The 25,417-nt window shown below is 70.7% G+C and carries 24 protein-coding genes; 12 read left to right on the top strand and 12 right to left on the bottom strand.

Annotated features, from left to right (window positions below; all coding sequences use genetic code 11):
* Window positions 1-21: 21 nt before the first annotated feature.
* Both ACFSE6_RS06670 and ACFSE6_RS06665 read left to right on the top strand, forming a co-directional pair.
* A complete protein-coding gene (locus tag ACFSE6_RS06670; RefSeq protein ID WP_388003881.1) occupies window positions 22-1,650 on the top strand; it encodes an AlkA N-terminal domain-containing protein in 1,629 nt (542 codons plus the stop codon).
* Window positions 1,647-2,186: a methylated-DNA--[protein]-cysteine S-methyltransferase gene (locus ACFSE6_RS06665; protein ID WP_388003878.1), complete on the top strand. Its 540-nt coding sequence runs from the start codon at window positions 1,647-1,649 to the stop codon at window positions 2,184-2,186. Before ACFSE6_RS06670 ends, ACFSE6_RS06665 begins: the two co-directional genes overlap by 4 nt.
* A gap of 84 nt (window positions 2,187-2,270) precedes the next feature.
* Here the strand turns inward: ACFSE6_RS06665 and ACFSE6_RS06660 are convergent, their stop codons facing one another.
* Together ACFSE6_RS06660 and purU are read right to left on the bottom strand one after the other, a co-directional pair.
* Window positions 2,271-3,242 carry an ABC transporter substrate-binding protein gene (locus ACFSE6_RS06660; RefSeq protein ID WP_388003875.1) on the bottom strand — a complete coding sequence of 324 codons (972 nt, stop codon included), beginning with the start codon at window positions 3,240-3,242 and terminating at the stop codon, window positions 2,271-2,273.
* Between the two features lie 186 nt (window positions 3,243-3,428).
* Entirely contained in the window at window positions 3,429-4,325 is an 897-nt protein-coding gene (purU, locus tag ACFSE6_RS06655; RefSeq protein WP_388003872.1) for a formyltetrahydrofolate deformylase, read from the bottom strand.
* Between the two features lie 353 nt (window positions 4,326-4,678).
* Between purU and ACFSE6_RS06650 the strand changes: the two genes are divergently transcribed.
* From ACFSE6_RS06650 to ACFSE6_RS06625, 6 genes are all read left to right on the top strand, one after another.
* The gene (locus ACFSE6_RS06650) at window positions 4,679-5,446 is read left to right on the top strand and encodes an ABC transporter ATP-binding protein (RefSeq protein ID WP_388003869.1); all 768 of its coding nucleotides are present in this window, start codon (window positions 4,679-4,681) and stop codon (window positions 5,444-5,446) included.
* On the top strand, window positions 5,443-6,165 hold the full coding sequence (locus ACFSE6_RS06645; RefSeq protein WP_388003866.1) for an ABC transporter ATP-binding protein: 723 nt from the start codon (window positions 5,443-5,445) through the stop codon (window positions 6,163-6,165). Before ACFSE6_RS06650 ends, ACFSE6_RS06645 begins: the two co-directional genes overlap by 4 nt.
* A gap of 1 nt (window position 6,166) precedes the next feature.
* Window positions 6,167-7,048, top strand: a complete 882-nt coding sequence (locus tag ACFSE6_RS06640) for a branched-chain amino acid ABC transporter permease (RefSeq protein ID WP_388003863.1) — start codon at window positions 6,167-6,169, stop codon at window positions 7,046-7,048.
* Window positions 7,045-8,142: a branched-chain amino acid ABC transporter permease gene (locus tag ACFSE6_RS06635; RefSeq protein ID WP_388003860.1), complete on the top strand. Its 1,098-nt coding sequence runs from the start codon at window positions 7,045-7,047 to the stop codon at window positions 8,140-8,142. Before ACFSE6_RS06640 ends, ACFSE6_RS06635 begins: the two co-directional genes overlap by 4 nt.
* Window positions 8,139-9,392 carry an ABC transporter substrate-binding protein gene (locus ACFSE6_RS06630; RefSeq protein WP_388003857.1) on the top strand — a complete coding sequence of 418 codons (1,254 nt, stop codon included), beginning with the start codon at window positions 8,139-8,141 and terminating at the stop codon, window positions 9,390-9,392. Before ACFSE6_RS06635 ends, ACFSE6_RS06630 begins: the two co-directional genes overlap by 4 nt.
* A gap of 77 nt (window positions 9,393-9,469) precedes the next feature.
* Entirely contained in the window at window positions 9,470-10,948 is a 1,479-nt protein-coding gene (locus tag ACFSE6_RS06625; protein WP_388003854.1) for an aldehyde dehydrogenase family protein, read from the top strand.
* Window positions 10,949-12,203: 1,255 nt separating this feature from the next.
* On the opposite strand, the gene ACFSE6_RS06620 is transcribed toward ACFSE6_RS06625, so the two are convergent.
* Entirely contained in the window at window positions 12,204-13,046 is an 843-nt protein-coding gene (locus ACFSE6_RS06620) for a DUF1932 domain-containing protein (RefSeq protein WP_388003851.1), read from the bottom strand.
* 211 nt (window positions 13,047-13,257) lie between these two features.
* Between ACFSE6_RS06620 and ACFSE6_RS06615 the strand changes: the two genes are divergently transcribed.
* Window positions 13,258-13,905, top strand: coding sequence for a GntR family transcriptional regulator (locus tag ACFSE6_RS06615; protein ID WP_388003848.1), 648 nt, complete (start codon window positions 13,258-13,260; stop codon window positions 13,903-13,905).
* A gap of 212 nt (window positions 13,906-14,117) precedes the next feature.
* Here the strand turns inward: ACFSE6_RS06615 and ACFSE6_RS06610 are convergent, their stop codons facing one another.
* Genes ACFSE6_RS06610 through ACFSE6_RS06595 form a run of 4 tightly spaced genes read right to left on the bottom strand, consistent with a single transcriptional unit; the run spans window position 14,118 to window position 17,686 of the window.
* On the bottom strand, window positions 14,118-15,086 hold the full coding sequence (locus tag ACFSE6_RS06610) for a VOC family protein (protein WP_388003845.1): 969 nt from the start codon (window positions 15,084-15,086) through the stop codon (window positions 14,118-14,120).
* A gap of 52 nt (window positions 15,087-15,138) precedes the next feature.
* The gene (locus ACFSE6_RS06605) at window positions 15,139-16,245 is read right to left on the bottom strand and encodes a 4-oxalomesaconate tautomerase (RefSeq protein WP_388003842.1); all 1,107 of its coding nucleotides are present in this window, start codon (window positions 16,243-16,245) and stop codon (window positions 15,139-15,141) included.
* Window positions 16,242-16,943: a 4-carboxy-4-hydroxy-2-oxoadipate aldolase/oxaloacetate decarboxylase gene (locus ACFSE6_RS06600; protein ID WP_388003839.1), complete on the bottom strand. Its 702-nt coding sequence runs from the start codon at window positions 16,941-16,943 to the stop codon at window positions 16,242-16,244. The genes ACFSE6_RS06605 and ACFSE6_RS06600 overlap by 4 nt, the downstream gene beginning before the upstream one ends.
* Window positions 16,944-16,951: 8 nt before the next feature.
* Window positions 16,952-17,686, bottom strand: coding sequence for a PIG-L deacetylase family protein (locus tag ACFSE6_RS06595; protein WP_388003836.1), 735 nt, complete (start codon window positions 17,684-17,686; stop codon window positions 16,952-16,954).
* Between the two features lie 344 nt (window positions 17,687-18,030).
* On the opposite strand from ACFSE6_RS06595, the gene ACFSE6_RS06590 reads away from it, so the two are divergent.
* Together ACFSE6_RS06590 and ligM are read left to right on the top strand one after the other, a co-directional pair.
* Entirely contained in the window at window positions 18,031-18,912 is an 882-nt protein-coding gene (locus ACFSE6_RS06590; protein WP_388003833.1) for a methylenetetrahydrofolate reductase, read from the top strand.
* 64 nt (window positions 18,913-18,976) lie between these two features.
* The gene (gene ligM / locus ACFSE6_RS06585; RefSeq protein ID WP_388003830.1) at window positions 18,977-20,386 is read left to right on the top strand and encodes a vanillate/3-O-methylgallate O-demethylase; all 1,410 of its coding nucleotides are present in this window, start codon (window positions 18,977-18,979) and stop codon (window positions 20,384-20,386) included.
* Between the two features lie 117 nt (window positions 20,387-20,503).
* On the opposite strand, the gene ACFSE6_RS06580 is transcribed toward ligM, so the two are convergent.
* The 3 genes from ACFSE6_RS06580 to ACFSE6_RS06570 are packed head-to-tail and all read right to left on the bottom strand — an operon-like array spanning window position 20,504 to window position 22,620.
* Window positions 20,504-21,319, bottom strand: a complete 816-nt coding sequence (locus tag ACFSE6_RS06580; protein ID WP_388003827.1) for an MBL fold metallo-hydrolase — start codon at window positions 21,317-21,319, stop codon at window positions 20,504-20,506.
* On the bottom strand, window positions 21,316-22,167 hold the full coding sequence (locus ACFSE6_RS06575) for a PhzF family phenazine biosynthesis protein (protein ID WP_388003824.1): 852 nt from the start codon (window positions 22,165-22,167) through the stop codon (window positions 21,316-21,318). Before ACFSE6_RS06575 ends, ACFSE6_RS06580 begins: the two co-directional genes overlap by 4 nt.
* Before the next feature lie 48 nt (window positions 22,168-22,215).
* Window positions 22,216-22,620 carry a hypothetical protein gene (locus tag ACFSE6_RS06570; RefSeq protein ID WP_388003821.1) on the bottom strand — a complete coding sequence of 135 codons (405 nt, stop codon included), beginning with the start codon at window positions 22,618-22,620 and terminating at the stop codon, window positions 22,216-22,218.
* Between the two features lie 34 nt (window positions 22,621-22,654).
* Here ACFSE6_RS06570 and ACFSE6_RS06565 point away from each other — a divergent pair, with 34 nt between their 5' ends.
* Window positions 22,655-23,119 carry a MarR family winged helix-turn-helix transcriptional regulator gene (locus tag ACFSE6_RS06565; protein ID WP_388003818.1) on the top strand — a complete coding sequence of 155 codons (465 nt, stop codon included), beginning with the start codon at window positions 22,655-22,657 and terminating at the stop codon, window positions 23,117-23,119.
* A gap of 39 nt (window positions 23,120-23,158) precedes the next feature.
* On the opposite strand, the gene ACFSE6_RS06560 is transcribed toward ACFSE6_RS06565, so the two are convergent.
* Together ACFSE6_RS06560 and ACFSE6_RS06555 are read right to left on the bottom strand one after the other, a co-directional pair.
* A complete protein-coding gene (locus ACFSE6_RS06560; RefSeq protein WP_388003815.1) occupies window positions 23,159-24,787 on the bottom strand; it encodes an amidohydrolase in 1,629 nt (542 codons plus the stop codon).
* Window positions 24,788-25,372: an NYN domain-containing protein gene (locus ACFSE6_RS06555; RefSeq protein ID WP_388003812.1), complete on the bottom strand. Its 585-nt coding sequence runs from the start codon at window positions 25,370-25,372 to the stop codon at window positions 24,788-24,790.
* Window positions 25,373-25,417 lie beyond the last annotated feature (45 nt).

Genomic DNA, 25,417 nt, shown 5'->3' with positions numbered 1-25,417 from the left:
GCAGGCGCGAGGATGGACGGCATGGCCGCCCCCGCAACCGCCCCCGCCGCCGAACCGCTCGCCGGCCCCGGCGACCCGGTCTTCGCCGAGCGCTACCGGGCCATCGCCGCGCGGGACCGCCGCTTCGACGGGCAGTTCATCACCGCGGTGCGCAGCACCGGCATCTACTGCCGCCCGTCGTGCCCGGCGCGCACGCCCAAACCGGAGAACGTGGTCTTCTACCTCACCCCGGCCGCCGCGCACGAGGCCGGCTTCCGCGCCTGCCGTCGCTGCCTGCCCGAGGCGGCGCCCGGGACGCCGGAGTGGAATCTACGGCGGGACGTCGCCGGGCGCGCCATGCGGCTCATCGGCGACGGCGTCGTCGACCGCGAGGGGGTTGACGGCCTGGCGGACCGGCTCGGCTACAGCGCCCGGCACCTGCACCGCATCCTCGTCGCCGAGCTCGGTGCCGGACCACTCGCCCTCGCCCGTGCGCAACGGGCGCAGACCGCTCGCGCCCTCGTCGTCGGCACCCGGCTCCGGCTCGCGGACGTCGCCTTCGCCGCCGGGTTCGGCAGCATCCGGCAGTTCAACGACACCGTCGCCGAGGTCTTCGGCACCACACCGGGCGACCTGCGCCGCCGGTCCCGCCGGGTACCCGGTGAGGCCGGAACCGACGCGTACCTCCCGGCCCCGGCGACCGTCCACCTCACGCTGCCCGTCCGTGAGCCCTTCGACGCTGCCGGCGTGCTGACGTTCCTGGCCGCCCGCGCCGTCGAAGGCGTCGAGACCGCCTCGAGCGACGGCCCGAACCTGACCTACGCCCGCACGCTGGCCCTGCCACACGGACCGGGCGCCGTCGAGGTCACGTGCACGCCGGGCACCCGGAGCGGTGCCTGGCGGATCGGTCTGCGCCTCGAGCTGACCTCGCCGGCTGACGTCGCCGTCGCCGTGGCACGCGTGCGCCGGCTGCTTGATCTGGACGCGGACCCGGCCGGCGTGGACGCCGCGCTCGCCGCCGACCCGGCACTCGCCGGACTGGTCGCCCGCCGGCCCGGCGCACGCGTCCCGGGCAGCGTCGACCCGCACGAGACGCTCGTGCGGGCGATCGTGGGACAGCAGATCTCCGTCACCGCCGCCCGTACCCACCTCAGCCGTCTGGCGGCTGTGGGCGATCCGTACCGCTCGGGCATCCCCGGGCTGACCCGGCTCTTCCCCACGCCGGCGCAGGTCGCCGGCGCCGCCACCGACCGCTTGCGGCTGCCCGCACGCAACGTGGGCGCGGTCGCCACCGCCGCCCGTGCGATGGCCGACGGGGCCCTGGCCCTCGACGTCGGACAGGATCCGGCCGAGCTCCGCGCGGCCCTGCTCGCGCTGCCCGGCGTCGGACCCTGGACCGCCGGCTACGTCAGCATGCGGGTCCTCGGCGATCCGGACGCCTGGCTCGACGGCGACGTCGCCCTGGAAGCGGGGGCACGCGCCGTCGGAATCATCGACGACCGGCCCCGCGCGGCCGCGACACGGCTGCTCACCACCCGCGCGGCCGAGTGGGCGCCGTGGCGCTCCTACGCCGTCATCCATCTCTGGCGCGCCGCCGTCACGAGCCGCACCCCACATCCCGGCACGCGCACAGGGTCGCATGCCTCGTCCCCGACAGGAGCTACGCCATGACCGTCGCCGCCGCGACCGCCGGCACTGCCGTCACCACCGCGACCACGAACACCATCACCACGCCGGACGGGCCGTTCACCGTGATCACCGCGGACGGCTCCGTCCTGGCCTCTGGCTGGACCGACGACGTCGCCTCCCTGCTCGCGTTGATCCATCCCGCTCTGCGGCCAGGAGCGGTCGAACCGGTGGTGGGCGCGACGCCCGCGGGCGACGCCGTCCGGGCCTATTACGACGGCGACCTCCAGGCGCCGGCCCGCCTCGCCGTCCGCCAACGGTCCGGCCCGTACCGGGAGTCAGCCTGGGAGACGTTGCGCCAGGTGGCCCCGGGTGAGCGGGTGACCTACACCGAGCTCGCGGCCCGCACCGGTCGGCCCGGTGCGGTGCGGGCCGCGGCCGGTGCGTGCGCGATGAATGCCGCCGCCCTGTTCGTGCCCTGCCACCGCGTGCTGCGCAGCGACGGCGCGCTCGGCGGCTTCCGCTACGGGCTGCCGATCAAGGAGTCGTTGCTCGGCCGCGAGCACGGCGACCGGCGCTGACCTGCCCCGTCGCCGCCACGTCAACCGCAGGAGGGGCCAGGGCGCCGGGCCGCCCGCGACGACGTCCGGGCTCGCCCGTCCTCGTCAGGGGAGGAACTCGTCGAGGTTCACGGGCTCGTCGTAGATGCCGTCCGCGACGGCCATCTCGTTGACGGCGTCCATCGCCGCCCGGTCGATCTCCGGGCCCAGCCCTTCGAGGCGGATCGCCTGGGCGAGCTCCTCGTCGATCTCGAGGAACTGTGAGCGGGTGAGGACGTCGCGCTGCTCGTCCGGGTGCTCGTCGGCGTAGGTGGTGGCCTCGTCGGCGGCCGCGGTGAACGCCTCGACGACGTCCGGGTTCTGCTGCGCGTACGCACCGGAGGTGAACAGCACCGTGGTGGACAGGCCGGGTGCCACGAGCTGGTTCTGGTACTCGACCAGCCGGACGTCGTCGCCGGAGATGGTGATGAACGGCTCGGGCAGCCACGCGGCGTCGACGTCGCCGCCGGCCAGGGCCGCGGGCATGTCAGGGAAGCCGATCTCCACGAAGGACAGGCTGTCCGGGTCGCCGCCGTCCTGGCGGACCATCTCCTTGATCGTCAGGTCGCCGAGACCGCCGATGGTGTTGACGGCGACCGTGGCGCCTTCGAGGTCGGAGATCTCGTGGATGTCCGTCTGTGCCCCGGCATAGGTGCCGTTGATGTCGTCGCCCTCGGCGAGCGAGTGCGAGTAGCCGGTGACGATGTCGACGTCGAGGCCCTGCGCCTCCGCCTGGAGCAGGGAGAGCGGGTTCGAGATGGCGAAGTCGTAGTCGCCGGCGACGACCGCCGGGAGCAGCGCCGCGCCACCCTGGCCGACCTCGAGCGTGACGTCGAGACCGTGTTCCTCGAAGATGCCGTTCTCCACGCCGAGCTCGAGGCCCGCGATCGCCGAGACCGGCAGGATCCCGACGGTGATGGGGGTCAGGTCGCCGCCGTCGCCGCCGGCGTCGCCGTTTCCGGACGGTTCGCCTTCCGCGCCGCAGGCGGCCAGGGCCAGGGCGGTCGCAGCTGCGAGCAGACACGTCTTCGTGCGCATCGATCAGGTCCTTCCAGGAGAGGGGCCCAGCAGTCCTCATCGGTGAGGTGGCGGCAACGTAGCACGCATGCGCTTAGGTTCGTCAATGATTGAGAACGTCATTGATTTGGTCTGCGCGTGCTGGCACGTCGAGGTCGCCGGAGCCGCCGGTGTGCGACGCGGCCTCCGACGCCCGGTCCCGCCAGCTCAGGCGAAGACGACGGTGCTGTTCCCGTCCCGGAAGACCCGGTCCTCGCAATGCCAGGCGACCGCGCGGGCCAGCACCCGGCGCTCGACGTCGGCGCCGGTGCGGGTGAGGTCGTCGACCGTGTCGGCGTGGGTCACCCGGGCGACGTCCTGCTCGATGATCGGTCCCTCGTCGAGGTCTTCGGTGACGTAGTGCGCGGTGGCCCCGATGAGCTTGACGCCGCGTTCCTTCGCCTTGAAGTAGGGGCCGGCCCCCATGAAGGCCGGCAGGAACGAGTGGTGGATATTGATAACCGGGACGCCCACGTTCTCGAGGAAGTCGCTGGAGAGGATCTGCATGTAGCGGGCCAGGATGACGAAGTCGACGTTGTCCTTGACCAGGTCGATCTGGCGCTGCTCGGCCTCGGACTTGTCGCCCTTGGGCACGGGCACGTGGAAGTACGGCACGCCGAAGCCGCGGACCTCCTCGGCGAGGTCGGGATGGTTGTCGACGACCATCGTGGTGGTCATCGCGAGCTCACCGCGCCGCTCGCGCCAGAGCAGGTCCAGCAGGCAGTGGTCCATCTTGGACGCGAAGATCGCCACGCGCTTGCGCTGCTGCGCCTCGGTCAGCGTCCAGGTCATGCCGAGCGGCTGCAGGGTCTCGTCCAGCGCCTGCTCGAGGTCGCGCCGGCGCACCGTCAGGTCCGGCAGGTGGAACTCGGTGCGCTGGAAGAAGCGGCCGCCCTCGTGGTCCGTGGAGTGCTGGTCGAGGGAGATGATGTTGGCGCCCTGCTCGGTCAGCAGCCCGGAGACGGCGGAGACGATCCCCGGTCGGTCCGCTCCGTGGACCATGAGGCGACCTCGGTCTGCCGGCTGGTGGGCGGCGCTGGCTTCGGTCGGCCTCACTGTGGTCACGGAAGAGTCCCTTCTTCGTCCTCGAAGGCTGCGGTGGTGGCGTGCACGGCCATGCTGCCTGCCGGGCGGCCATCCGTCATGCTGGCAATCCCAGACATTTCTGTCAACGATTCTTTCGACAGTCTGGCAGGGGCTTCGTCGTGGTGGCGTGACGTCGGGTGTGGAGCGCGGCATGTCGAGCGCCCACACGGCCGAGATTGCTCTTCCGGCCTGCGGGTCACAGTGTTGACACGAATGTTGACGATTTCTCCGAGGCGGCCGTACGCTCGCCGCACGGTTGTTCGGTAACGCGCTACGGGGCGCCTGGGAGATGCGATGACGCACACGGCACGACGACGGGCGATGGTCCGCTGATGGCGACGAGATTGGTGCTCGAGGACGTCAGCCTGCAGTTCGGCGGGATCCAGGTTCTGCAGGACGTCAGCCTCGAGGTCGAGCCCGGAACGGTACTCGGCCTCGTCGGTCCCAACGGTGCGGGCAAGACGTCCCTGTTCAACTGCATCAGCGGCCACTACCGGCCGACGTCGGGCGCGATCCGGCTCGACGACGTCGACGCGCTCGCACTGCCCCCTTCGCGCCTGGCAGAGGCCGGATTGGCGCGCACCTTCCAGCATCCCGCACTGCAGCTGAGCGCGACGGTGCTGGAGAACGTGCTGCTCGGCGCCCACTCGCGCCTGCCGGGAGGCCCGATCGCCTGGTCGCTGCGCCTGCCGGGTACGCGCCGTGCGGAGCGGGAGGCACGCGAGGAGGCCGAGGAGCTGCTCGAGCGGTTCGGGCTCGCCTGGGCCACGCATCGCCGGCCCGAGGAGCTCTCGCACGGTCTGCACAAGGGCATCGAACTCTGCCGCGCGATGCTCTCCCGCCCCAGCCTGCTGCTGCTCGACGAGCCCGCCGCCGGGCTCTCGCACGGCGAGGTCGAGCAGTTCATCGACTCCGTGCGGCGGTTGCGCGACGAGGGCGAGGTGACCGTGGTCGTGGTCGAGCACCACATGGGCGTCATCTCGGCCGTGACGGACAAGGTCGTCGTGCTCGACAACGGACGCGAACTCATGGCGGGCACGGCGGAGGAGGCGCGCAACGACCCGCGCGTCATCGAGGCGTACCTGGGGGTCTCGGCATGACCGCGCGGAGCCCTCTGCTGGAACTGACCGACGTCACCGCCTCCTACGGCCGCATCCAGGTCCTCGACGGCGTCTCCCTGAGCCTCGAGGACGGTGGCGCCGTCGGGATCCTCGGGGCGAACGGCGCCGGGAAGACGACGACGTTGCGCGCCATCAGTGGCATGGTCCGCACCGGTGGCTCGCTCACCTTCGACGGCCGGAGCCTGCGGGGCCTGCGCCCGGACCAGGTCGCTCGCCTCGGGATAGCCCACGTGCCCGAGGGGCGCGGGACCCTGGGTCACCTGTCCGTACGGGAGAACCTGCTCGTCGGCGCGTACCAGCGCAAGGACAGGTCCGGGGTCGCCGAGGACATCGACCGGTGCCTCGACCTCTTCCCGAACCTCGCCGACCGCGTCTCCGCCCCGGCGGCCGGCCTCTCCGGCGGCGAGCAGCAGATGCTCGCCGTCGCCCGCGGAATGATGGCCAAACCCCGGTTGCTACTGCTCGACGAACCGTCGCTCGGGCTCGCCCCGACGACCGCCGCGACCGTCTACGAGTCCATCGGGCGGCTGCGGAAGGAGACGGCGGTCTCGATGCTCGTGGTCGAGCAGAACGCCAACCTCGCCTTCACCCTCGTCGATTCGGCGACCGTCCTGGAGACGGGGCGCAGCGTCCTGTCCGGCCCCCGGGACGAGCTCATGGGCCGGGACGAGATCCGCCGCGCGTACCTGGGGAGCTGACATGGAACGTTTCGTCCAGCTCGTCGTCGACGGGCTCGCCACCGGCTCCATCTACGCCCTGCTGGCGCTCGCCATCGTGCTGGTGCACCGTGCCACCGGGCTGATCAACTTCGCCCAGGGCTCGATGGCCGTCTTCTCCACGTACGTGGCCTTCGCCTTCGTCCAGTCGGGCCTGCCGGTCTGGCTGGCGATTGTGTGCGCCGTCGTCGGCTCGTTCGTCTTCGGTGCGTTCGTCGAACGGGTGGTGATCCGCCGCTTCGAGGGTGGTTCGCACGACGTCGCGGTCGTGGTCACCGTCGGTCTGTTCGTCCTGCTCGCCGGCCTGTCCGGGACTATCTGGAGCTACAACCACCGGGAGTTCCCCTCGCTCTTCCCGCTGGAGTCGGTCAGCGTCGGCGGTGCGCACGTGGGGCTGCGCAACCTCGGCACCATCGTGGTGACGATCCTCGTCATGGGCCTGCTGCAGCTGCTGTTCCTCAAGACCAAGCTCGGACTCGCCCTGCGTGCGGTCTCCGGCGCCCCGACGTCGGCCGCACTGTCCGGGATCCCGGTCGGCCGGATGCTCATGATCGGGTGGGGGCTGGCAGCCGCGCTCGGTGCCGTCGGCGGCGCGCTCGTGGCACCCAAGCTCTTCCTGACGCCGTCGATGCTCGACTTCGTCCTCGTCTACGCCTTGGCGGCAGCGATTCTCGGCGGTCTCGACTCACCGGTCGGTGCCGTCGTCGCCGCCTGGTTCATCGGGGTGGCCGAGAACCTCGCGGGCGGCTACATCCCATTCATCGGTGACGATCTCAAGATCGCCGTTCCGATGGCGCTGATGTTCCTCATCCTGGTGATTCGACCGCAGGGGCTGTTCGGCCGGAAGCAGGTGGTCCGGGTATGACGACGACGCAGACCTTTCCCGCGCCGGCTCGGGCCCGGCTGAGCGAGTGGTGGCAGCGCCGCTGGGTGCGCATCGCGGCGGTCGTGCTCGTGGCACTGATCGCCCTCGGCGCTCCGCTCAACCTCACCCAGTACGCCGTCTACCAGGTCACGATGATGGCGGCGTTCGCCGTGGCCGTCCTCGGGCTCAACATCATCATGGGGTACGGCGGGCAGGTCTCCCTGGGGCAGGCCGCGTTCCTGGGCCTCGGGGCCTACGTGAGCGCGTACGGGGTCACCCACGGCTGGAACATCGTGCTCGTCTTCGTGGCGGCCTGCCTCGTCCCCGCCGTCGTCGGCTGGCTGGTCGCGCTGGCGGCCGCACGGTTGCGTGGTCTGGCGATCGCCATGGTCACCATCACCTTGCCCATCGTCGGCATCCCCCTCGCGCGCCGGTTCGACGAGGTCACCGGCGGCTCCGGCGGGTTGACCGTCTCGTTCATGCAGGCGCCCGAGTGGACCGGCCTGGCCACCGACCAGTGGCGCTACTACGTGGTCCTCGCGGTGACCGTCGCCTTCTTCCTGCTCGCGCGGAACTTCCTCCGGGGCCGGATGGGGCGCGCGCTCGCGATCGTGCGTGACAACGAGTCCGTGGCGCTCGCGATGGGGGTGAGCCCCTACCGGTACAAGGTGCTCGCGTTCACCGTCTCAGCACTCTACGGCGGGTGCGCCGGCTTCCTCTATCTCGTCGGAGTCCAATACGTCTCGCCCGAGACGCTGAGCTTCGCCACCTCGATCAACATCCTCGCCGCCATGGTCATCGGGGGCAGCGCCAGCATCCTCGGCTCGCTCCTCGGCGGCGTCTACTACGTCCTCGTCCCCTTCGTCGCAGGCCAGGTCAACCCCAGCAGGGCTGCGATGTACTCGGGGATCATCCTGCTCGTCATCCTCTTCGTGCTCCCCGGCGGCCTGACGTCCCTCCCACGGGCCTTGCGTCGCCTCAGGCGGCGGCGCGACGACGGACCGGGCACGAGATCCACGGCCGCGGCCGGTCCCACCGACGACGGCGGAACCCAGACCGAGGCATCGTCACAGACAGAGAGGCAACAACGATGAGGCAGCACGCAGTCAGGATCCTCGCGATCGCCGGAGCGGCCACCCTCGCCCTGAGCGCCTGCGGGCGCGACTCCAGCGGCGGTGGGGGCGACGGTGACGGCGGTGAGGTCGAGGCCTCGCCGGGTATCACCGACGAGGAGATCACCTTCGGCATCACGACGCCGCTGTCCGGTCCCACCGCCGGACCCGGTACCTGCACGGTCGCCGGCGTAACGGCGTACATGGAGCGCCGCAACGAGGAGGGCGGCATCGAGTTCGGTGACGGGCAGACCCGTACCGTGCAGATCCGCTCCTATGACGACGCCTACGACCCCTCTCGGGCGGTGAGCAACTTCCGCCAGATGATCAACGACGGCGTCTTCGGCGACATCCTCAGCCTCGGCACCCCCACCAACCTCGCGGTCATGCCGCTGGCCAACGAGCAGGAGGTCCCGCAGGTCTTCCTCACCACCGGCGCCAGCCAGTTCAGCGAGGACCCCGAGGCCAACCCGTACACGATGGGGCTGGTCCCCACCTACAAGGGGGAGGGTGAGGCGTTCGGCGCCCTGCTCGCCGAGGCCGGTGAGCCGATCACGGTCGCCGTGCTCGCCCAGAACGACGACTTCGGCGAGGACTACGTCGAGGGCCTGGAAGCGGGGATCGAAGGCAGCGACGTCGAGATCGTCGCCCGCGCCACCTACGAGCCGGCGGACACCTCCATCGATGCGCAGGTCACCGACCTCGCGGACTCCGACGCCGACGTCTTCTTCAACGCCAACTCCCAGCACAACCTGGCCGTGCAGTCCCTCCTGCAGGCCCAGCAGCTCGGCTGGACGCCGCGGGTCTTCCTGCCCTCGAACACCTCGAGCGTCTCCGACGTCCTCGAGCCCGGCAGCGCGGACGCCTTCCCCGGCGTGTACACCACCCAGTCCGCCAAGGACCCGAACGATCCGGAGTTCGCCGACGACGAGGAGGTCGTGCAGTTCCAGGAGGACATGGAGCAGTACGCTTCCAACATCACCACGACCTTCGTGCCGCACTGCGCGTGGAGCTACGCCGCCGGAGCCGCCCTCGAGGACGCGTTCACCCGGATGGAGCAGCCCACCCGCGAGAGCTTCATGGAGGCCGTTCGCAGCATCGAAGATCTCGACGCGCCGATGCTGCTCGACGGAGTCACCATCAACACCACCGAGCCCGGTGTCCCACCGATCAGCGACGTCGAGGTCACCGAGTTCAACGGCGAGAAGTACGAGATCACGGACGGCTACTGAGCCGCCCGGTCCCGAGCAGACCGCCTTCCCCGCCCGCCGAGCCGGCGGCCCTCACGCCGGCGAAGGGAGAGCATGTCATGGCAGTGCAGTCAGACACCCAGCCCCAGCAAGCGCACGACGAGCCGGTCACCACCGGCATCTACATCGGTGGCGGTGCCCGCGAGGGCACCGACCACCTGGAGGTCCGGGAGCCGGCCGACCCGTCGGTCGTGATCGGGCGGGCAGCCGCCGCGAGCCGGCAGGACGCCGAGGACGCGGTCGCCGCCGCGAAGGAGGCGTTCCCGGCGTGGTCGGCGCTGACGCCGCAGCAGCGGGCCGAGCAGATCAACGCGGCCATCTCCGGCCTGGAGGCCCACCGCGACGCCGACGCCCGCATCCTCGCTCGGGAGAACGGCAAGATTCTCCCCGAGGCCAGTGTCGACCTGCTGGTGTTCAACATTCGCACCGAACTGGCGACGGCCCTTGCCGACGAGGTCGACGCCACCCACGAGCTGCCCGGACCGCCGGTGACGACCACCGTGGGCTACCAGCCGCTCGGCGTGGTGACGATCATCGTGCCGTTCAACTGGCCCGTCGCCATCCTCGGGGCGTCGCTGCCGCACGCCCTGATGGCCGGCAACACCGTGATCGTCAAACCACCGCCGACGACGCCGCTGGCCACGACCCGAGTGGTCCAGCGGGTGGCCGAGCAGCTCCCGCCGGGGGTGCTCAACGTCGTCACCGGCCGCGATGCCGATATGTCGCCGCTCATCCAGAGCCCGGACGTGGCCAAGGTGTGCTTCACCGGCAGCGTGCGGGGCGGGTCGAAGATCATGGAGCTCGCCGCGCCGTCGTTGACTCGGGTCACGCTCGAGCTGGGCGGCAACGACCCGGCGATCATCCTCGAGGACGCGGTGCTCGACGAAGCCGCCCTGGACCGGCTGTTCGCCGGGATCTTCGACACCACCGGACAGATCTGCATGGCGGCCAAGCGACTCTATGTGCACCGGTCGCGGTACCAGGAGGTCGTCGACGCCCTGACCGAGCGACTGTCTCGCACGGTGCTGGGCCACGCGCTGGCCGAGGGCACGACGATGGGGCCGCTGCATCAGTCGGCGCAGAAGGAGTTCGTCGAGGAGCTCGTCGCCGAGGCCAAGCAGGCCGGCGCCGAGGTGCGCGAGTTCGGCGAGCTGCCCGCGGACTATCCGGACGGGAACTTCGTGCGGCCCTCCCTGGTGCTCGACCCGCCACGCGACCTGCGGGTGGTCACCGAGGAGCAGTTCGGGCCGACGATCCCGGTCATGCCGTTCGACTCCGAGGAGGAGGCCGTCGCGGCGGCGAACGACACCTGGGCGGGGCTGTGCGGCTCGGTCTGGACCGCGGACGCGGAGGCGGCGAACCGCGTCGGCGGTCAGCTCGTCTGCGGCTTCGTATTCGTCAACGACCACGGCGCGACCCGGCTGGACCTGCGGGCGCCCTTCGGCGGCATGAAGGGCAGCGGAATCGGCCGCGAGCAGGGCATCGAGGGGATCCGGGACTTCCAGGACACCCGCTCCATCGGGCACCTGGCCGTGTGAGCGTCTGTCCCTGAGTCACTGTCGGGTCGCGGTCGACGCCCGCCGGGTGGTGGTGTGCCCGACTAGTTCCGGAACGGTGTCCTGAGTGGCCGGAGACCAACGTTTGGGCGTTCGCCTATGGCGCCCCGTTTCGCTCCCCCCTCGTCCCTTTATGGCGCCCAGCCAGCCAGATGGCCAGTCCGTAGGGAACGAGACACACGGCGGCAATCTGCCACCATGACCAAGCGTCGAGAGTCAGGCTGAGTGATCCGATTATCGCCATCCCGACGACGGCGGCAAGCGTCTGTCGAGCTCTTGGGTCCCTCACGAGAAGCAATTTCCTTGCGTGTTGACCGCTACAAGTCGCGGATTTGGCTGCGGAGGGACGCGGATTTGGTAGCAAGTGGTGTTGCGAAGTGATGACGTTGCGTAAGTATTCCTAACCCAACTCACGAAGTTTCTGAGGTTAGAGGCGCCGATGGTGCCGCATGCGGCCTTGAGAACGGCAGCCCATGGATTGGGAATATTGACGATGAGGCAAGAGCCTACGACGATCGCGCCCCCGGCACCGACAATGGCCGCCTTGAGGGTCTTCCACTCATGGCCGAGACCATTGACGGATACTCCCAGCCCGAATGTTAGGCGAGGGTCAGCGACGATTGGGTACGACACGTCGGCGTCTGGTGTCACGACTTGCACCAGGGCACCATCGCGGACCGAGTAGTGAGTTTCAACGGGTTGGCCTGTTGCGTCGCGTGACCATGGGGGGTCTATGGACGCGACCTCAACGGCTATGCCGGAATCTTCGTCGCGAACCTGCAGAGAGGCTGACCCGTCGTCGTTCACTGTGGCTTCCGCTGGAGCGGTGTCACGAACTAAGGCTGCGACGTCGTCGCGCTAGATGGATTATCGGTTTCCGCGCCGGCGACACCGGCAGTACCAACAGAAAGGGCGAGGGCTACGCCTCCACTAGTAATCTGCTTCAACCACGGAAAGCTTGTCGTGTCATGCCCAACTCGCTGGAATCGGTGGCGCGTCCAGTTCCGCGAGCGACTTTAGGTACGGCTTAGGGGCGCTGGCAATGGCTGCGTGTGGCATGTACCGGCCATGGCAAGAACCTGCCAACATACTCGTGTCCAGTGTTGGTGGTCGTCGGCGGTGTGATCGGTCGGCGGCCCGTGGTGACCGTAGTGCAACTGCAGTTCGGCCAAGAGGGGCGCCATCTGCGCCGTCGTCGATCAGGGCCCCACTCCAGTCCGGCTCTCGGCTCTTGGGCTCAGGGCGCGGGATGATCGACGGTTCCGTGATCGGCACGATCAGTGAGCAGTGAGTCGGCCAGCTCGGGGTGCGCGGCGATCTCCTGCAGCCATCGCCGCGTGCCCTCCGTCATCCACACCGGGCTGCCCAGCTCGCCCAGGTAACGTGCGACGTCGTCCGCCTCGGCCGCCCGGCGGGCGGCGTGCGTGCGCGTGCCCGCGATCAACCGGGCGACGAGCGCGTCCCCGTCCGGGCCGAGCTCGGCGGCGATCTGGCCGCGCAGCCAGGCGACGGCGCCGGGCCGACCGGTCCGCTCGGCGGCGGTCAACCCTTCGAAGACGAGGCCGGCCAGGCCCTTCATGAACACCGACCGCAGCAGTTTGAGGCCCGCCGCGGTGCCGGCCTGTGGCCCGGCCTGCTCGATCGGGGCGCCGACCCGGTCCAGGAGTGCGGCCGCGGCCTCTGCGCCGGTGCCGCTGACCAGCAGTGGGGTGCCGATGCCGTCGCGGGGCAGTGGCGCGAGGACGGCGACGTCTGCGAAGTGCACCCCGGCGGCGTCCGCGGAACGAGCCAGGGTGGCCTTGTGCGCCGGCGAGGTGGTGTTGAGATCAGCGAACACGCCGGTGATGTCCGCGAGCACGGACCCGAGTGCGGCCTCGGCGGACGCCGCGCCGACGAGGGAGAGCACGAGGTCGGCGTCCCGGGCGGCTGCGGCGTCGCTGGCGGCGAGCCGGAGACCGTCCGGTGCGGCGGCCGCCGCGTCCGGGCGCGGGTCGTAGCCGGAGACGACGACGCCGCGTGCCAGCAGGTCCCGGGCGTAGATCCTGCCGGCCTCACCGAGCCCGAGTAGTGCGACGTGCATGGCACCTCCTCGATCCGGATGACGGTCTCAGCTGGCTCGATGATGGGCTTGGGGTCCGCGCCCGGTGACTGATCGACCGCGGTGGTGCCGCGGCGTCGTCGTCTGCCCAGCGCGCATGATTGTCAACAAAATTGTTGCGTTGTAGTGTCTCGACGAGGCCGGACAACGGCGACGGCGAGAGGAATCTGTGGGGGAGCGCATGAGCGCAGAGGTGACTGACGAAGCCGACGGTGCGACGCCCGCCGGCACCTCCCGACTCGCGGAGGCGATCCGCGAGGCCATCATCAGTGGCGAGTTCGCGCCGCATCAGCGGCTCATCGAGACCGACTTGTCGACAACGTACGGGGCGAGCCGCGCCGCCGTGCGCACGGCGCTGCTCGAGCTCGCCGGCGAGGGCCTGGTCGACCGGATGCCGCACCGCGGCTCCCGGGTACGCGCGATCAGCGTGGAAGAGGCCATCGAGATCCTCGAGGTGCGCCAGGGCGTGGAGGGCCTGTGTGCCGCGAAGGCCGCGGAGCGGATCAGCGAGGACGAGATCGCCGAGTTCCGGCAGCTGCGCCAGGACATCCTCGACTCGGTGGATTCCGGTGACCTCATGCGCTACTCGGAGCTGAACCGTCACCTCGACCGGCGGATCCGCGAGATCAGCAAGCACGGCGTCGCCTCGGAGGTTCTCTCGCGCCTGCACGCACAGACCGTACGTCACCAGTTCCGCCTGTCCTTCCAGCCCGCCCGGGCCGCGAAGTCCGCGCCGGAGCACGCCGCCATCATCGACGCCATTGTGGAACGCAGCCCGGAGGCTGCCGAGGCCGCGACGCGCGCACACCTGGCCAGCGTCATCGACGCCCTCCAGGCCTGACTCCGCGGACACTTCGACAGCCCAATCCGAAGGGTGGGGCCAAGCGGCTGGGAGCGGCGGGGTCGGGAGCGCGGCGAGGCTGGCTGGACCGGGCAGGCCGGGGGCGGGATGTCGCGGGGCTGGTTGGGTCGGGCCGTCCGAGCGAGGAACGAGCGAGGACTGGACGTCCCGCGACACCCGGCCCCGGCCTAGTGAGCTGACCGGCGCCCGGCTCAGCTCGATGCAGGAGTCTGATCCACGATCGGCGTGCCGTGCGTGTGGAACGTCTCGATGGTCTTCATGCCCCACGCCTGCCCCTTCTTGCGCTCCGCCTCGGACCACTCGACGACCGGCTGGTCGGGATCGAGCAGCAGGCGGGCGCCGGCCTGGGCGAACTCGATGCGGTTCCCGCCCGGTTCCCAGACGTAGAGGAAGAACGTCTGGTTGATGGCGTGCTTGTGCGGGCCGGACTCGATGTGGATGCCGTTCTCCAGGAAGATGTCCGCGGCCTTGAGGATGTCCTCGCGGGTGTCCGGGGCGAAGGCTACGTGGTGCAGGCGGTTGCCGTGCTTGGTCCAGTCGTCGGAGTAGACGATGTCGTAGGACTTCAGTCCGAAGTGGAACCACCAGGCGGCGAACTTGCCGTTGTCGAGCCGGATCCGCTCGCTCTCGCGCATGCCGAGTGCCGTGGCGAGGAACTCGCCGTTGGCCTCGACGTCCTTACCCAGGTAGTTGATGTGGTCGAGACGGCGCGCGTTGACGCCGCGGCCCGGGAACGCGGAGGCCTGGTTCTTCAGGGCCGGCTTGTCGTCGGTGGCGACGTACCGCTCGGTCTCGTAGTAGATGGCCATGTCGTGGCCGTCCGGGTCGTTGAACAGGTACGTCGGGCCGGTTCCGACCTCCCCGTCGGCCCAACCGATCCCGAGCCCGGTCTCCTCGATGGCGGCCACCCGGCGCTCGAGAGCCTCCTGGCTCGAGGCCCGCACCCAGGTGCGCCCCACGCCGGCCGCGTCCTTGGCGGTGAGCTTGATGGTGAACAGCTCGTACTCGTCCCAGGTCCGCAGGTACACGGAGTTGCCGTCCTCGGCCACTACTCGCATGGCGAGCAGGTCGCGGAAGAACCAGAGGGATTCGTCGAAGGTGGGCGTGAAGATCTCGACGGCGGACAGGTGTGCGACGTCGAAGGAGGTGTAGTGGGTCATCTCGGGCGGTCCTCTCTGACGGCGATGCTCGGACGAGGCTGTGGCGGCGTACTCACGGGCGGGGATGGACGACGCCGTCGAGGAGCTTGCGCGCCGTGCGCAACACACTGGACGAGGCGGTGGTGAGCTCGCCGCCGGTCTCGGTGATCTCGGCGGTGACGTCGAGGTGGCCGGTGGGGTGCTCGATCGGCATCGGTTCACCGGCGCCGGGCAGGTCGGCCAGGTCGTGACCGACCGAGCCGGGGATGCGCACGCCCGCGGCGACGGTCAGCGCCCCGAGGACGCCGATGGAGGTGTGGCAGCGCACCGGCAGGAAGCTCCGTGTGCCGACGACGCCGCCGTGCCGCGGCGGGGAGAGCAGCACGAGCTTGGGGACGGTCGCGGCGCTGACGTCTCCCATGCCCATGAGCCCGGCGGCCGCGAGCCGGATCTCGGCCAGGCGTGCGGCGAGCGCCTCGTCCGCCTCCAGGTCGGCCGGCTCCTCGGTGCCCGCGACACCGAGGTCGCTCGCCGCGATGAGCACCGAGGGCATGCCGTTGTCCACACAGGTGACCTGGATGTCGCCGGCGGCGGTCGCCACGGTGTCGGTGACGTGCCCTGTGGGGAGCAGGGCGCCGGTCGCGGAACCGGCGGTGTCGGCGAACTCCAGGGTGATCGGGGCGGCCGTGCCGGGGACGCCGTCGATCGCGAGGCCGCCGTCGTAACGGACCCGGCCACCGGGCGTGGCGAAGGTGGCGACGGCGTAGGAGTCGGAGTTGACCAGCCGGATGCGCACCGACGTCGTCTCGGACCCGGCGGCGACGAGGCCGCGCTCGACCGCGAACGGACCGATGCCGGCGAGGATGTTGCCGCAGTTCTGCCGGTCGGTGACCTCGGCCTTGTCCACCGCGACCTGCAGGAAGAGGTAGTCGACGTCGGCGCGTTCGTCCGCGGACGGGCTCACCACGGCCACCTTGGACGTCAGCGGGTGTGCGCCGCCGATCCCGTCGATCTGTCTCGGGTCGGGGCTGCCCATGATCCGCAGCAGCAGGCCGTCCCGGGCGGCGGTCTCGGTGGGCAGGTCCGAGCTCAGGAAGTAGGCGCCCTTGGACGTCCCGCCGCGCATCACCAGGCAGCGGATACCGTCGGTGACGGGATCGGGGTGCAGGGGAGCGGTCACCGGTGACCTCCGGCGTCGGCGGCGTCGACGTACCGCACGCCCAGTTGCTCCAGCACCTCGCGCAGGCCGTACCGGTCGAGGCCGAGCTGACCGGCCTCGAACGCCTCCCGGGTGGCCGCCTCCTTCGCCTCGCGGGCGCGGGAGGACTCGATCGCGGCGGTGGTCCGCTCGCGCGGGATGCACAGCACGCCGTCGTCGTCGGCCAGGACGACATCGCCGGGGGAGACGACCGTCGGTCCGATGGTGACCGGCACGTTGACGGCGCCGGGCGTGGCCTTGACGGTGCCCTGGGCGTGGACGGCGGCCGACCAGGCAGGGAATCCCATGGCGCGCAGCTCGGCGGTGTCGCGGATGCCGGTGGTGGTGACCACGCCGCGGACCCCCCGGTGAGCGAGCGCGGTGGCGAACAGCTCGCCGAACGCGCCGTCCCAGGACGCGGAGGTGGTGGTGACCACGAGGATGTCTCCCGCCCGGCACTGCTCGACCGCCGCATGGATCATGAGGTTGTCGCCGGGCCAGCTCAGCACGGTCACGGCGGTGCCGGCGATGCGGGTGTCGGCCTGGATCGGCCGCAGTTCGGGACCGAGCAGGCCGGTGCGCCCCATGGCCTCGTGCACCGTGGCCACGCCGAACCCGGCGAGCGCGTCCACCTCCTCCAGGGCGGCACGCGGCGGATTGGTGACGATCACGTTGTCCACGGGCTGCCTCACTCCAGGCGGTCGGTGACCTGCGGGTAGTAGCGCATGTAGGCCTCGCCCTTGGTGTCGGTGGGGAAGCCGAGGTTCGGGCCGGCGTTGCGCTTGAGCTGGACCCCGCGGCGGACGGCGAGGTCGGTGTAGTAGTCCCACATGTGCTGCTGCGCGCCCAGGCACTCCATGGCGCGGCGCTTGGTGGCGAAGACGTCGGTGATGTCGAGCAGCACGTCCGGCTTGAAGTCGCACTGCTCGGGCTGGTGCGGCTCGAAGAAGAAGACCGGGGGAGCGCCGAGGGGGTCGCCCGGGGCGTCGTAGCCGATCGCCTGGGCGAGCACCCGTGCCTGCAGGGCGAGCCGGGCGGCTTCCGGGTGGTCCCCGTTGTACGGGTCGGCGAGGGTGTGGGTGAGCACCACGGTCGGGTTGACCTCGCGGTAGACGCGCACGAGCTGGTCGAGGATCTCCCGGTCGCCGATCAACGGGTAGTCCCCGGCGTCGAGGAACCGGGTCTCGGCGCCGAGCTCAGCGGCGGCGTGCTCGGCCTCCTCTCGCCGCAGCGCCTTGATCTCCTCCAGCCCTTTGCCCTCGCGCCAGGCCTTCGCGGACTCGCCGCGCTCGCCGTAGGACAGGCAGACGACGACGGCGCGCTCGCCGCGTGCGGTGGCGGAGGCGATCGCGCCGCCCGCCCGCCAGACGAAGTCGCCCGCGTGGGCGCTCACCACGAGGAGCGACGGGGGAACAGTGGCCATGCGTTGTCTCCTTGGATCGGCATCGTCGGCGGTGCTCGCACGGCCGCGGGCGGGCACGCCCACTCCGGGGCCACGGCGCCAGCGAACCACCGGCCACGAGCATTGTCAACAATCATGTCAGCAAAAGTGTGCTCGAACCGCCCGCGCCGAGAGCGGACAGTTGAGTCAAGAGCGGTCGTTCAAACGTCCGCTCAAAGCACAGGTTTCCGCTCTCGGCGGAGGGGGCGTGCGCTATGCGTACAAAATTGATGACAATCCTGTTGACCTATCGAGAGGGCGGGTTATAGGTTCACCGTGGGTCGCACAGCAGCGACCGTGAGGACGACGTGGTCGGAGGTTCCCGGATGGCTCCTGAGGGCGTGGGTCCGGCAGAGCAGGTGGACGCCGCAGCCGGCGGTCCGTCCGTGCAGTCCTTCTTGGAAGGGCTCCGCTACGAGGTGATGCCGTTCAAAGGCGTGGACGAGAAGGTGCTCGCCCACGTTCCGAAGGACATCACCGTCACCGTCACCGCCTCCCCGGGCAAGGGGATCTGGCGCACCGTCGACTTCGCCGTCCGGCTCGCCGGCGAGGGGTACGCCGTCGTCCCGCATCTGTCCTCGCGCATGATCAAGGACAAGGCCGAGCTCTCGGAGATCATCGCCAAGACCACCGAGGCCGGGATCGAGGAGATCTTCGTCGTCGGCGGTGACGCCCCGGAACCGGCCGGGACCTTCACCGACGCGCCCGGCCTGGTCCGTGCCCTCAAGGAGCTCGACCACCCGTTCGCCGAGGTCGGCATCACCGGCTACCCGGAAGGTCACGCTGACATCGGGGACGAGCGCCTCGACGAGGCGCTGCGCGAGAAGGCCGAGGTCGGCACGTACGTGGCCACCCAGATCTGCTTCGACGCCGGCACGATCCTGGACTGGGCCCGCGGCCTGCAGCGCAAGGGCATCACCCAGCCGGTCTGGGTGGGTATGCCCGGTGAGGTCAACAGGGAGAAGCTGGTGCGGATCTCGGCGGGGATCGGCCTGGGGGCGTCGGCGCGGTTCCTCAAGAAGCAGCAGAGCATGTTCTGGCGCTTCCTCCTCCCCGGCGGCTACAGCCCGAACAAGGTCGTGCGCGGGCTCGCCCCGCACCTGGGGGAGGGCGATCAGAACATCGCCGGGTTCCACATCTTCACGTTCAACGAGATCGAGGGCACCGAGAAGTGGCGGCGCCGGATGCTCGAGAAGTACTCGGGCTGACGAGCCGCACGCGTGCCGACCACAGGACCGACGGGCCGGACGGCCACGGAGAGGTAAGGAAGAGATGACCGCGAAGAACCTGCAGGAAGTCCTCGACGCAGCGGGCAACACCGTCGAGCTGCTCCGCAACAGCCAGCTCGGCGCCTACATCTATCCGGTGGTGGCCGCCGAGTTCACCAACTGGCAGCGCGAGCAGCGCGCCTGGCGCGACACCGCCGTGCTGTTCGACCAGTCCCACCACATGGTCAACCTGTTCATCAAGGGCCCGGACGCGCTGAAGCTGATCTCGGACACCGCGATCAACTCCGTCGCGAACTTCCCGGTGAACATGGCCAAGCAGTACGTGCCCACCACCGCCGCCGGGAACGTCATCGGTGACGGCATCCTCTTCCACGAGGAGGAGGATGAGTTCACCTTCGTCGGCCGCGCACCGGCCGCCAACTGGCTGATGTTCCACGGTGAGACCGGCGGCTACAACGTCGAGATCGTCAAGGACGACCGCTCGCCCTCCCGCCCGAACGGCAAGCAGGTCACCCGCAAGCTGTGGCGCTTCCAGATCCAGGGCCCGCGCGCATGGGAGGTCATCGAGAAGGTCAACGGCGGTCCGGTCGAGCAGCTCAAGTTCTTCCGCATGGCGACGATGAACGTCGGCAACAAGACCGTGCGCACCCTGCGTCACGGCATGGCCGGCGCCCCCGGCCTGGAACTGTGGGGCCCGTACGAGGACTACGACGACATCCGCGAGACCATCCTCGAGGCCGGTGAGGAGTTCGGCCTCGAGCCGGTCGGCTCCCGCGCGTACTCCTCGAACACCCTCGAGTCCGGCTGGATCCCCTCCCCGCTGCCGGCGATCTACGACGGCGAGGCCGAGCGGCCCTACCGCGAGTGGCTGCCCGCGAACGGCTACGAGGCCACCAACGCCCTGGCCGGCAGCTTCGTCTCGGACGACATCACCGACTACTACACGAACCCGTGGGACCTCGGCTACGGCAGCTTCGTGAAGTTCGACCACGACTTCATCGGCCGCGACGCGCTGGAGAACCTCGACCACAGCCGCCAGCGCAAGAAGGTCACCTTCGCGTGGAACGCCGACGACCTCGGCGAGATCATGACCTCGCTGCTCGACGTCGAGGGCCCGGGCTACCAGTTCTTCAACCTGCCCAACGCCAACTACGGCTCCTCGAACTTCGACGAGGTCAAGGACGCGGCCGGCAAGGTGGTCGGCCTGTCGATGTTCACCGGGTACAGCGCCAACGAGCGCCGCGGCCTGTCGTTGGGCACCGTCGACCCCGACGTCGAGATCGGCACCGAGCTCACCCTCACCTGGGGCGAGCCCGACGGCGGCAGCAAGAAGACCACCGTCCAGCCGCACAAGCAGAAGGACGTGCGCGTCGTCGTCAGCCCCGTGCCGTACGCGGTGACCGCCCGGACCGAGTACCGCGAGGGTGGCGGCTGGCGCTCGCAGTACGCCTGAGCCCGACCCGAACCACCGACCGCTGCCGCTCCTGCCCGACGCGCGTGTTCCTCCTGGAGCGTGAGGCAGGACCGGCAGCGGTCGGCGTCTGTCAGGCGGCTCGGGCGGGCTACGTGGCTACGTCAGATCGTCGTGGTCGCCGCGTGCCCAAGCGGCGTGCCGGTCCGCGGAGCGGCGTACCGCAGCGCGCCCGTCGCGCGGCACGACGTTCGCGAAGTTGCCGTAGATCCGGTCGAAGTCATAGCGCTCCACGTGTGCCGCGATGCGCTGCGCGACCGCGCCGGAGAGCGGGATGAGGTTGGGGTAGGAGCGCAGAAACCCGACGGTCGTCCGGTCCGGGTTCGGGAAGATCGTGTCACCGGTCAGCAGCGCCCCGCGCCCCTCGGCGCCGTCCGCCCAGTGCAGCACGGCGCTGCCCGGGAAGTGGCCGCCGGGCTGGCTCAGGGTGATCCCGGGGGCGGGCGAGAGCTCACCGGACCAGGTCTCGATCACCGGGTCCGGCCGCTGCACCCACGCCTGGTCCGCCTTTGCCACGAGCACCGGCGGGTCACCGAGCCGGCGGCTCCACTCCACCTGGACGCCGAACATGTGCGGGTGCGACGCGACGACGGCGACCACCTCACCGTGTCGCAGCACCGCCGCCACGCCGTCGTCGTCGAGGAAGCCCAACGGATCCCACAGCACGTTCCCGCCCGAGGTGGTCACCAGCAGGCTCGTTTGGCCGATGCCGACGCTCGGCCGGGCCCCGACGGCGATCAGCCCGGGCTCCAGCTCGCGCACCGTGGTGCGGGTCCCCTCGGCGGCCAGCTCCTCCGGCGTGGTCCACCGTTGCCCTTCGGCCGGGACCCACTCGCGCTCGTCGGCACAGATCACGCAGATCTCGCCGGGCTCGGCGTGCTCGACGGCGCAGTTGCCGCAGACGGTCACGGTCATCGTTCGCCGCCCTCGAGGTCGATGGTGCCGTCGACGACGGTGGTGACCTCGCCGGCCACCCAGATCTCGCCGTCGTCCTCGCTGATGTGGATCCTGCCCGTGCGCCCGAGGGCTGCGCCCTGCGCGGCGACGTAGGACGACGGCGCAACCCCCAGGTCCCGCAGCCAGCGACCCAGGGAGGCGTTGAGGCTGCCCGTCACCGGGTCCTCGTCTCCGGTGTCCATGAACGCCCGGACCTCGAAGGCCGGCTCACCGGAGCCCGCACCGTCGATCGCGCCGACGATGCCGACGTCCAGGCCGCCAAGCGCCGGGTAGTCGGGAACGACGCCGCGCACCGTCTCGGCCGAGTCGAGTCGCAGCCCGAGCCACCCCGGGCCGTTGTCGACCCACGAAGCGTCGAGCACCTGCTCCCTGGTCAGGCCGAGTGCCGCGGTGACCCGGCCCCGGATCTCGTCGGTGGGCGGTTCGTAGCGCACCAGTGGCGGACCGGCGAAGGCCCACCGTCCGCCGTCGTCGCGGAGGGCGACCGCTCCGGCGCCGCACTCCTGGACCAGCCGTCCCGGCGTGCGGGGCGTCCCGCCCGTGGCCAGCAACGCGTGCGCGGTGCCCAGGGTCGGGTGCCCGGCGAAGGGCAACTCGGCCGTCGGTGTGAAGATCCGGACGCGGTAGTCGGCTTCCTCGCTGCTCGGCGGGAGCAGGAAGGCGGTCTCGGACAGATTGGTCCAGCGGGCGAGTCGCTGCATGCGGTCCGTGGACAGTCCGGCCGCGTCGACCACGACGGCGAGGGGGTTGCCGCCGAGCGGGTCGGCGGAGAAGACATTGACCTGGAGGAAGCGGCGTGCGGTCACCGGCTTCACGGTAGTCGCGCCGGTCGCCTCCTGCCCGGCGGAGCCGAATCAGGTGGTGACCGATGCCGGCTCTCGCCGTCGGGCGAGTGTCGAGGCCACTGCTGCGAGCAGCCACACCAACGGCCCGGACAGCCCGCCGACAGGATCGACGTGACCAGGGACCACCATGACAGGGAGGAATGCGAGGTCGACCGCGCCGAGGACGAGCAGGTTGAGCCAGTGCCCCGCGCGGCTGTTGTGCCGGTTCATGGTCAGCGCGACAGCGATCGCCTGGCATCCGAACACGACGGCGCACAGAAAGAACATCGTGCTCTCGGCGACGGCTTCATCGGTCAGCATCTCCGCGTCGACTCCGGCCACCATCGAGACCCCGAGCCCCACGTGGAGCAGGCCCCACAGGGTGTACAGGACGGTCGCTATGCGGCTGAACGGGCGGGAGCCAGACAAGTTCACGCCAGAAACAATACACGGCGTGTACTATCGCCTCATGACCCGGTCCGGACCACGGGACACCGCCACCGCGATGCTCGAGGCCGTGCGGATGCTGCACGCCTCGCACGACGCGCTGCTCGAGCGGGCCGCAGAGCGGTACGGCATCTCGCGCAACGACCTCCGCTGCCTCGAGGTGCTCCAGCGCGAAGGCCCCATGCGACCCCAGCAGCTCGCCGTTCGCAGCCAGCTCAGCCCGGCTGCGATCACCAAGGTCACGGACCGCCTCGTCGCCGCCGGCTTCGTGGAGCGCCGCCCGGTGGAGGGCGATCGCCGGGGGCACCTCCTGGGACTCTCCGGGCATCGCGCCGACCTGCGGCAGGAGACGTGGGACGGCGTGCGCGACGACGCGCTCGCCGAGCTCGCCACACTCGAGCCTGCGGACGCCCGCCGGTTCGCCCGCACGCTCACGGCGCTCGCGGCGATCAACTCGGCGCACGCCGAACGGCTCGCCGACTCCTGACGCTGCGCTCGACCCGGTCATCGAGCACGCCCGCCGACGTCAGTAGGCCAGGTGCGTGGGGCGGCCGGCGAGGATCGTCGCCGCCACGGGCATCTCCCGCAGCCGCGCCGCCACTGCCGCCGTATCCATCGCGGGCTGCCGTCCGGGACCGGTGCCGTCGGCAGGGGGCACCAGGTCGCGCGCGAGCGGATCGGCGTCGAGCAGCACGACGTCGCCACGGGACCCGACACCCAGCGTCCCTTGGCCGTCCGTCGAGCAGGCAAGTGCCTCGGCGGCGGTGAGCTGCTGCTCCGGGTGCCACGGCCCCCGGTCGTCCCCGCTGCGGTGGACGGCGGCGGCCATGGCGTGCCAGGGATGCAGCCGCGCCACCGGTGCGTCGGAGCCGAAGACCACGCGCGCGCCCGCGTCGAGAAGGCGTCGCAGGGCGAAGCAGTCGCCCGCACGGCCCGGCCAGCGTTCCTCGGTGAGGTCTCGGTCGTCGAGCAGGTGCGCCGGTTGGACCGACGCCGTGACGCCGAGTGCTGCGAACCGCTCAGCGTGCCCCGGGCCCAGCAGTTGCGCATGCTCGACCGATCCGCGCGCCCGGGCAGCGGCGATGGCGTCCAGGGCGACCTCGACCGCCGCGTCACCGATGGCGTGCACGGCCGCGTCCAGCCCGCCGCGGTTCGCGCGTCGCAACAGCTCGGTGAGCTCGCCGGCCGGGACGTTCTGGACGCCGTGGCGATGGTCCGGCTCGTCCGGGTCGGGATACGTCGCGGTGATGTGCGCGGTCGCCGTGTTGAGTGACCCATCGGAGATCACCTTGAGCGGGCCCATTGTGACCAGCCCGCGACCGCCGGGCAGCCGGTCCCCGGTTCGCACACCGTCGCCGAGGACGCCGTCCAGACGGTCCGGGTAGACGGCGGTACGCACCCGCAGCAGGTCCAACCCGGAGGCCACCCGCTCCGGCCAGTCCGCCCGGTTGTCCGCCCACTCCATCTCGGTGATGCCGACGACGCCGCGCGCAGCCACCGTCGCCTGCGCGGCCCGGTACCCGGCGGCCGGGCGCGTGCCGGGGACGTCACCGAGCCGTGTCAGGGCCGCGAACCACGGCGCCTCACGCACCAGGCCGTCGTCGTCGGCCGGGGAGGGCAGACCGAGCAGGGCCCGGGCCCGGCTCGAGAGCCAGCCGCAGTGCACGTCGTTGGAGATGAGGACGACGGCGCGTTCGCCGGCCACGGCGTCCAGTGCCGCGAGCGAGGGGGTGTCCGGCCAGGAGGCCTGGAAGAAGCCGAAGCCGACCGCGGGCACGCCGGGCGGTGGAGCGTCCGGTCCGGCGAGGTGGTCGGCAACCATGCGCAGCGCCTCGCCGGCGGAGCCGGCCGTGGTGAGGTCGAGCCGGTCGAACGTCGTGGCCGCCTGGGTGAAGTGGACGTGGTGGTCCCACAGACCCGGGACGGCCCAGCGGCCGTCCGCGTCGAGCACCTCCTCGCCGGGCCGGCGCGCCAGGCGGGGCGCGGTGGCACGGAGCACGCCGTCGCGGATCCGCAGGTCGACGACGTCGTCGTCGGCGACCGGATGACCGGCGGGCACCGACCGTTCTCCCGGGCGCTGTCCCACCGGGACGAGCCGGACCTGCCGCAGCAGCAGGGAGCCGGTCCGGTCCTCGTCCGTTTCTCGGGCGGCCACTTACAGGTAGCGCGTGGGGTCGAAGGCCTCGAGCGGGATGATCCGCACCCGCGGGAGCACGGAGGTGAACGCGCCGAGGTCGTCCTCCAGGTCGTAGACGTGCAGGCCGCGCTCGGTCATCGCGGTCACCTCGGCGTTGAGGAACTCGCGGAAGCACATCACCCCGACCTGCCGACCGGCGTCGAGCAGGCCCTCGAGCTGAGGGATGTAGTCGCCGTCGTGGGTGGCGAGCAGCACGTCGCCGTAGCCCTGGTCGAGGATCGCCTGCATCGTGCGCTGGATACCGATGTCGACGACCTTCTCCTGGCTCGCCCCGGCGAGCGGGATCGGCTGGAAGTCCATCGCGAGCAGCGCCTGGACGAAGCTCATCGGCATCTGGCCGTTGGTGGCGTTGAGGAAGAACAGGCCGCGGGCGTCGTGGTCCCACACGTCCGAGGCGAACGCGCGTACCCGATCCCACCGCGGACGCTCCTCCGGGTTGGGCCGGCGCCCCAGCACGCTCATCCCGAGCGTCGCGTCGATGTTCTCGCCGTCGACGAGGAGGTAGGTGGAGGGCTTCGCGGCTGCGGCGGCGGTTTCGGCCATGCCTCGCAGCGTACCCAGGGACGGGACCGGACGTGGCCCGCGGTC

Origin of the sequence: Georgenia deserti (assembly GCF_042680605.1) — a bacterium.
GTDB classification, from domain to species: domain Bacteria; phylum Actinomycetota; class Actinomycetes; order Actinomycetales; family Actinomycetaceae; genus Allobogoriella; species Allobogoriella deserti.
Note: the sequence above shows the minus strand (reverse complement) of the source record. Positions and strands in the feature narration are given on the sequence as shown.

Coding starts and splice junctions, on each gene's coding strand:
- ACFSE6_RS06670 (WP_388003881.1), top strand. CDS start 22: ATGGCCGCCCCCGCAACCGCCCCCGCCGCCGAACCGCTCGCCGGCCCC.
- ACFSE6_RS06665 (WP_388003878.1), top strand. CDS start 1,647: ATGACCGTCGCCGCCGCGACCGCCGGCACTGCCGTCACCACCGCGACC.
- ACFSE6_RS06660 (WP_388003875.1), bottom strand. CDS start 3,242: ATGCGCACGAAGACGTGTCTGCTCGCAGCTGCGACCGCCCTGGCCCTG.
- ACFSE6_RS06650 (WP_388003869.1), top strand. CDS start 4,679: ATGGCGACGAGATTGGTGCTCGAGGACGTCAGCCTGCAGTTCGGCGGG.
- ACFSE6_RS06645 (WP_388003866.1), top strand. CDS start 5,443: ATGACCGCGCGGAGCCCTCTGCTGGAACTGACCGACGTCACCGCCTCC.
- ACFSE6_RS06640 (WP_388003863.1), top strand. CDS start 6,167: ATGGAACGTTTCGTCCAGCTCGTCGTCGACGGGCTCGCCACCGGCTCC.
- ACFSE6_RS06635 (WP_388003860.1), top strand. CDS start 7,045: ATGACGACGACGCAGACCTTTCCCGCGCCGGCTCGGGCCCGGCTGAGC.
- ACFSE6_RS06630 (WP_388003857.1), top strand. CDS start 8,139: ATGAGGCAGCACGCAGTCAGGATCCTCGCGATCGCCGGAGCGGCCACC.
- ACFSE6_RS06625 (WP_388003854.1), top strand. CDS start 9,470: ATGGCAGTGCAGTCAGACACCCAGCCCCAGCAAGCGCACGACGAGCCG.
- ACFSE6_RS06620 (WP_388003851.1), bottom strand. CDS start 13,046: ATGCACGTCGCACTACTCGGGCTCGGTGAGGCCGGCAGGATCTACGCC.
- ACFSE6_RS06610 (WP_388003845.1), bottom strand. CDS start 15,086: ATGACCCACTACACCTCCTTCGACGTCGCACACCTGTCCGCCGTCGAG.
- ACFSE6_RS06595 (WP_388003836.1), bottom strand. CDS start 17,686: ATGGCCACTGTTCCCCCGTCGCTCCTCGTGGTGAGCGCCCACGCGGGC.
- ACFSE6_RS06590 (WP_388003833.1), top strand. CDS start 18,031: ATGGCTCCTGAGGGCGTGGGTCCGGCAGAGCAGGTGGACGCCGCAGCC.
- ligM (WP_388003830.1), top strand. CDS start 18,977: ATGACCGCGAAGAACCTGCAGGAAGTCCTCGACGCAGCGGGCAACACC.
- ACFSE6_RS06580 (WP_388003827.1), bottom strand. CDS start 21,319: ATGACCGTGACCGTCTGCGGCAACTGCGCCGTCGAGCACGCCGAGCCC.
- ACFSE6_RS06565 (WP_388003818.1), top strand. CDS start 22,655: ATGACCCGGTCCGGACCACGGGACACCGCCACCGCGATGCTCGAGGCC.
- ACFSE6_RS06555 (WP_388003812.1), bottom strand. CDS start 25,372: ATGGCCGAAACCGCCGCCGCAGCCGCGAAGCCCTCCACCTACCTCCTC.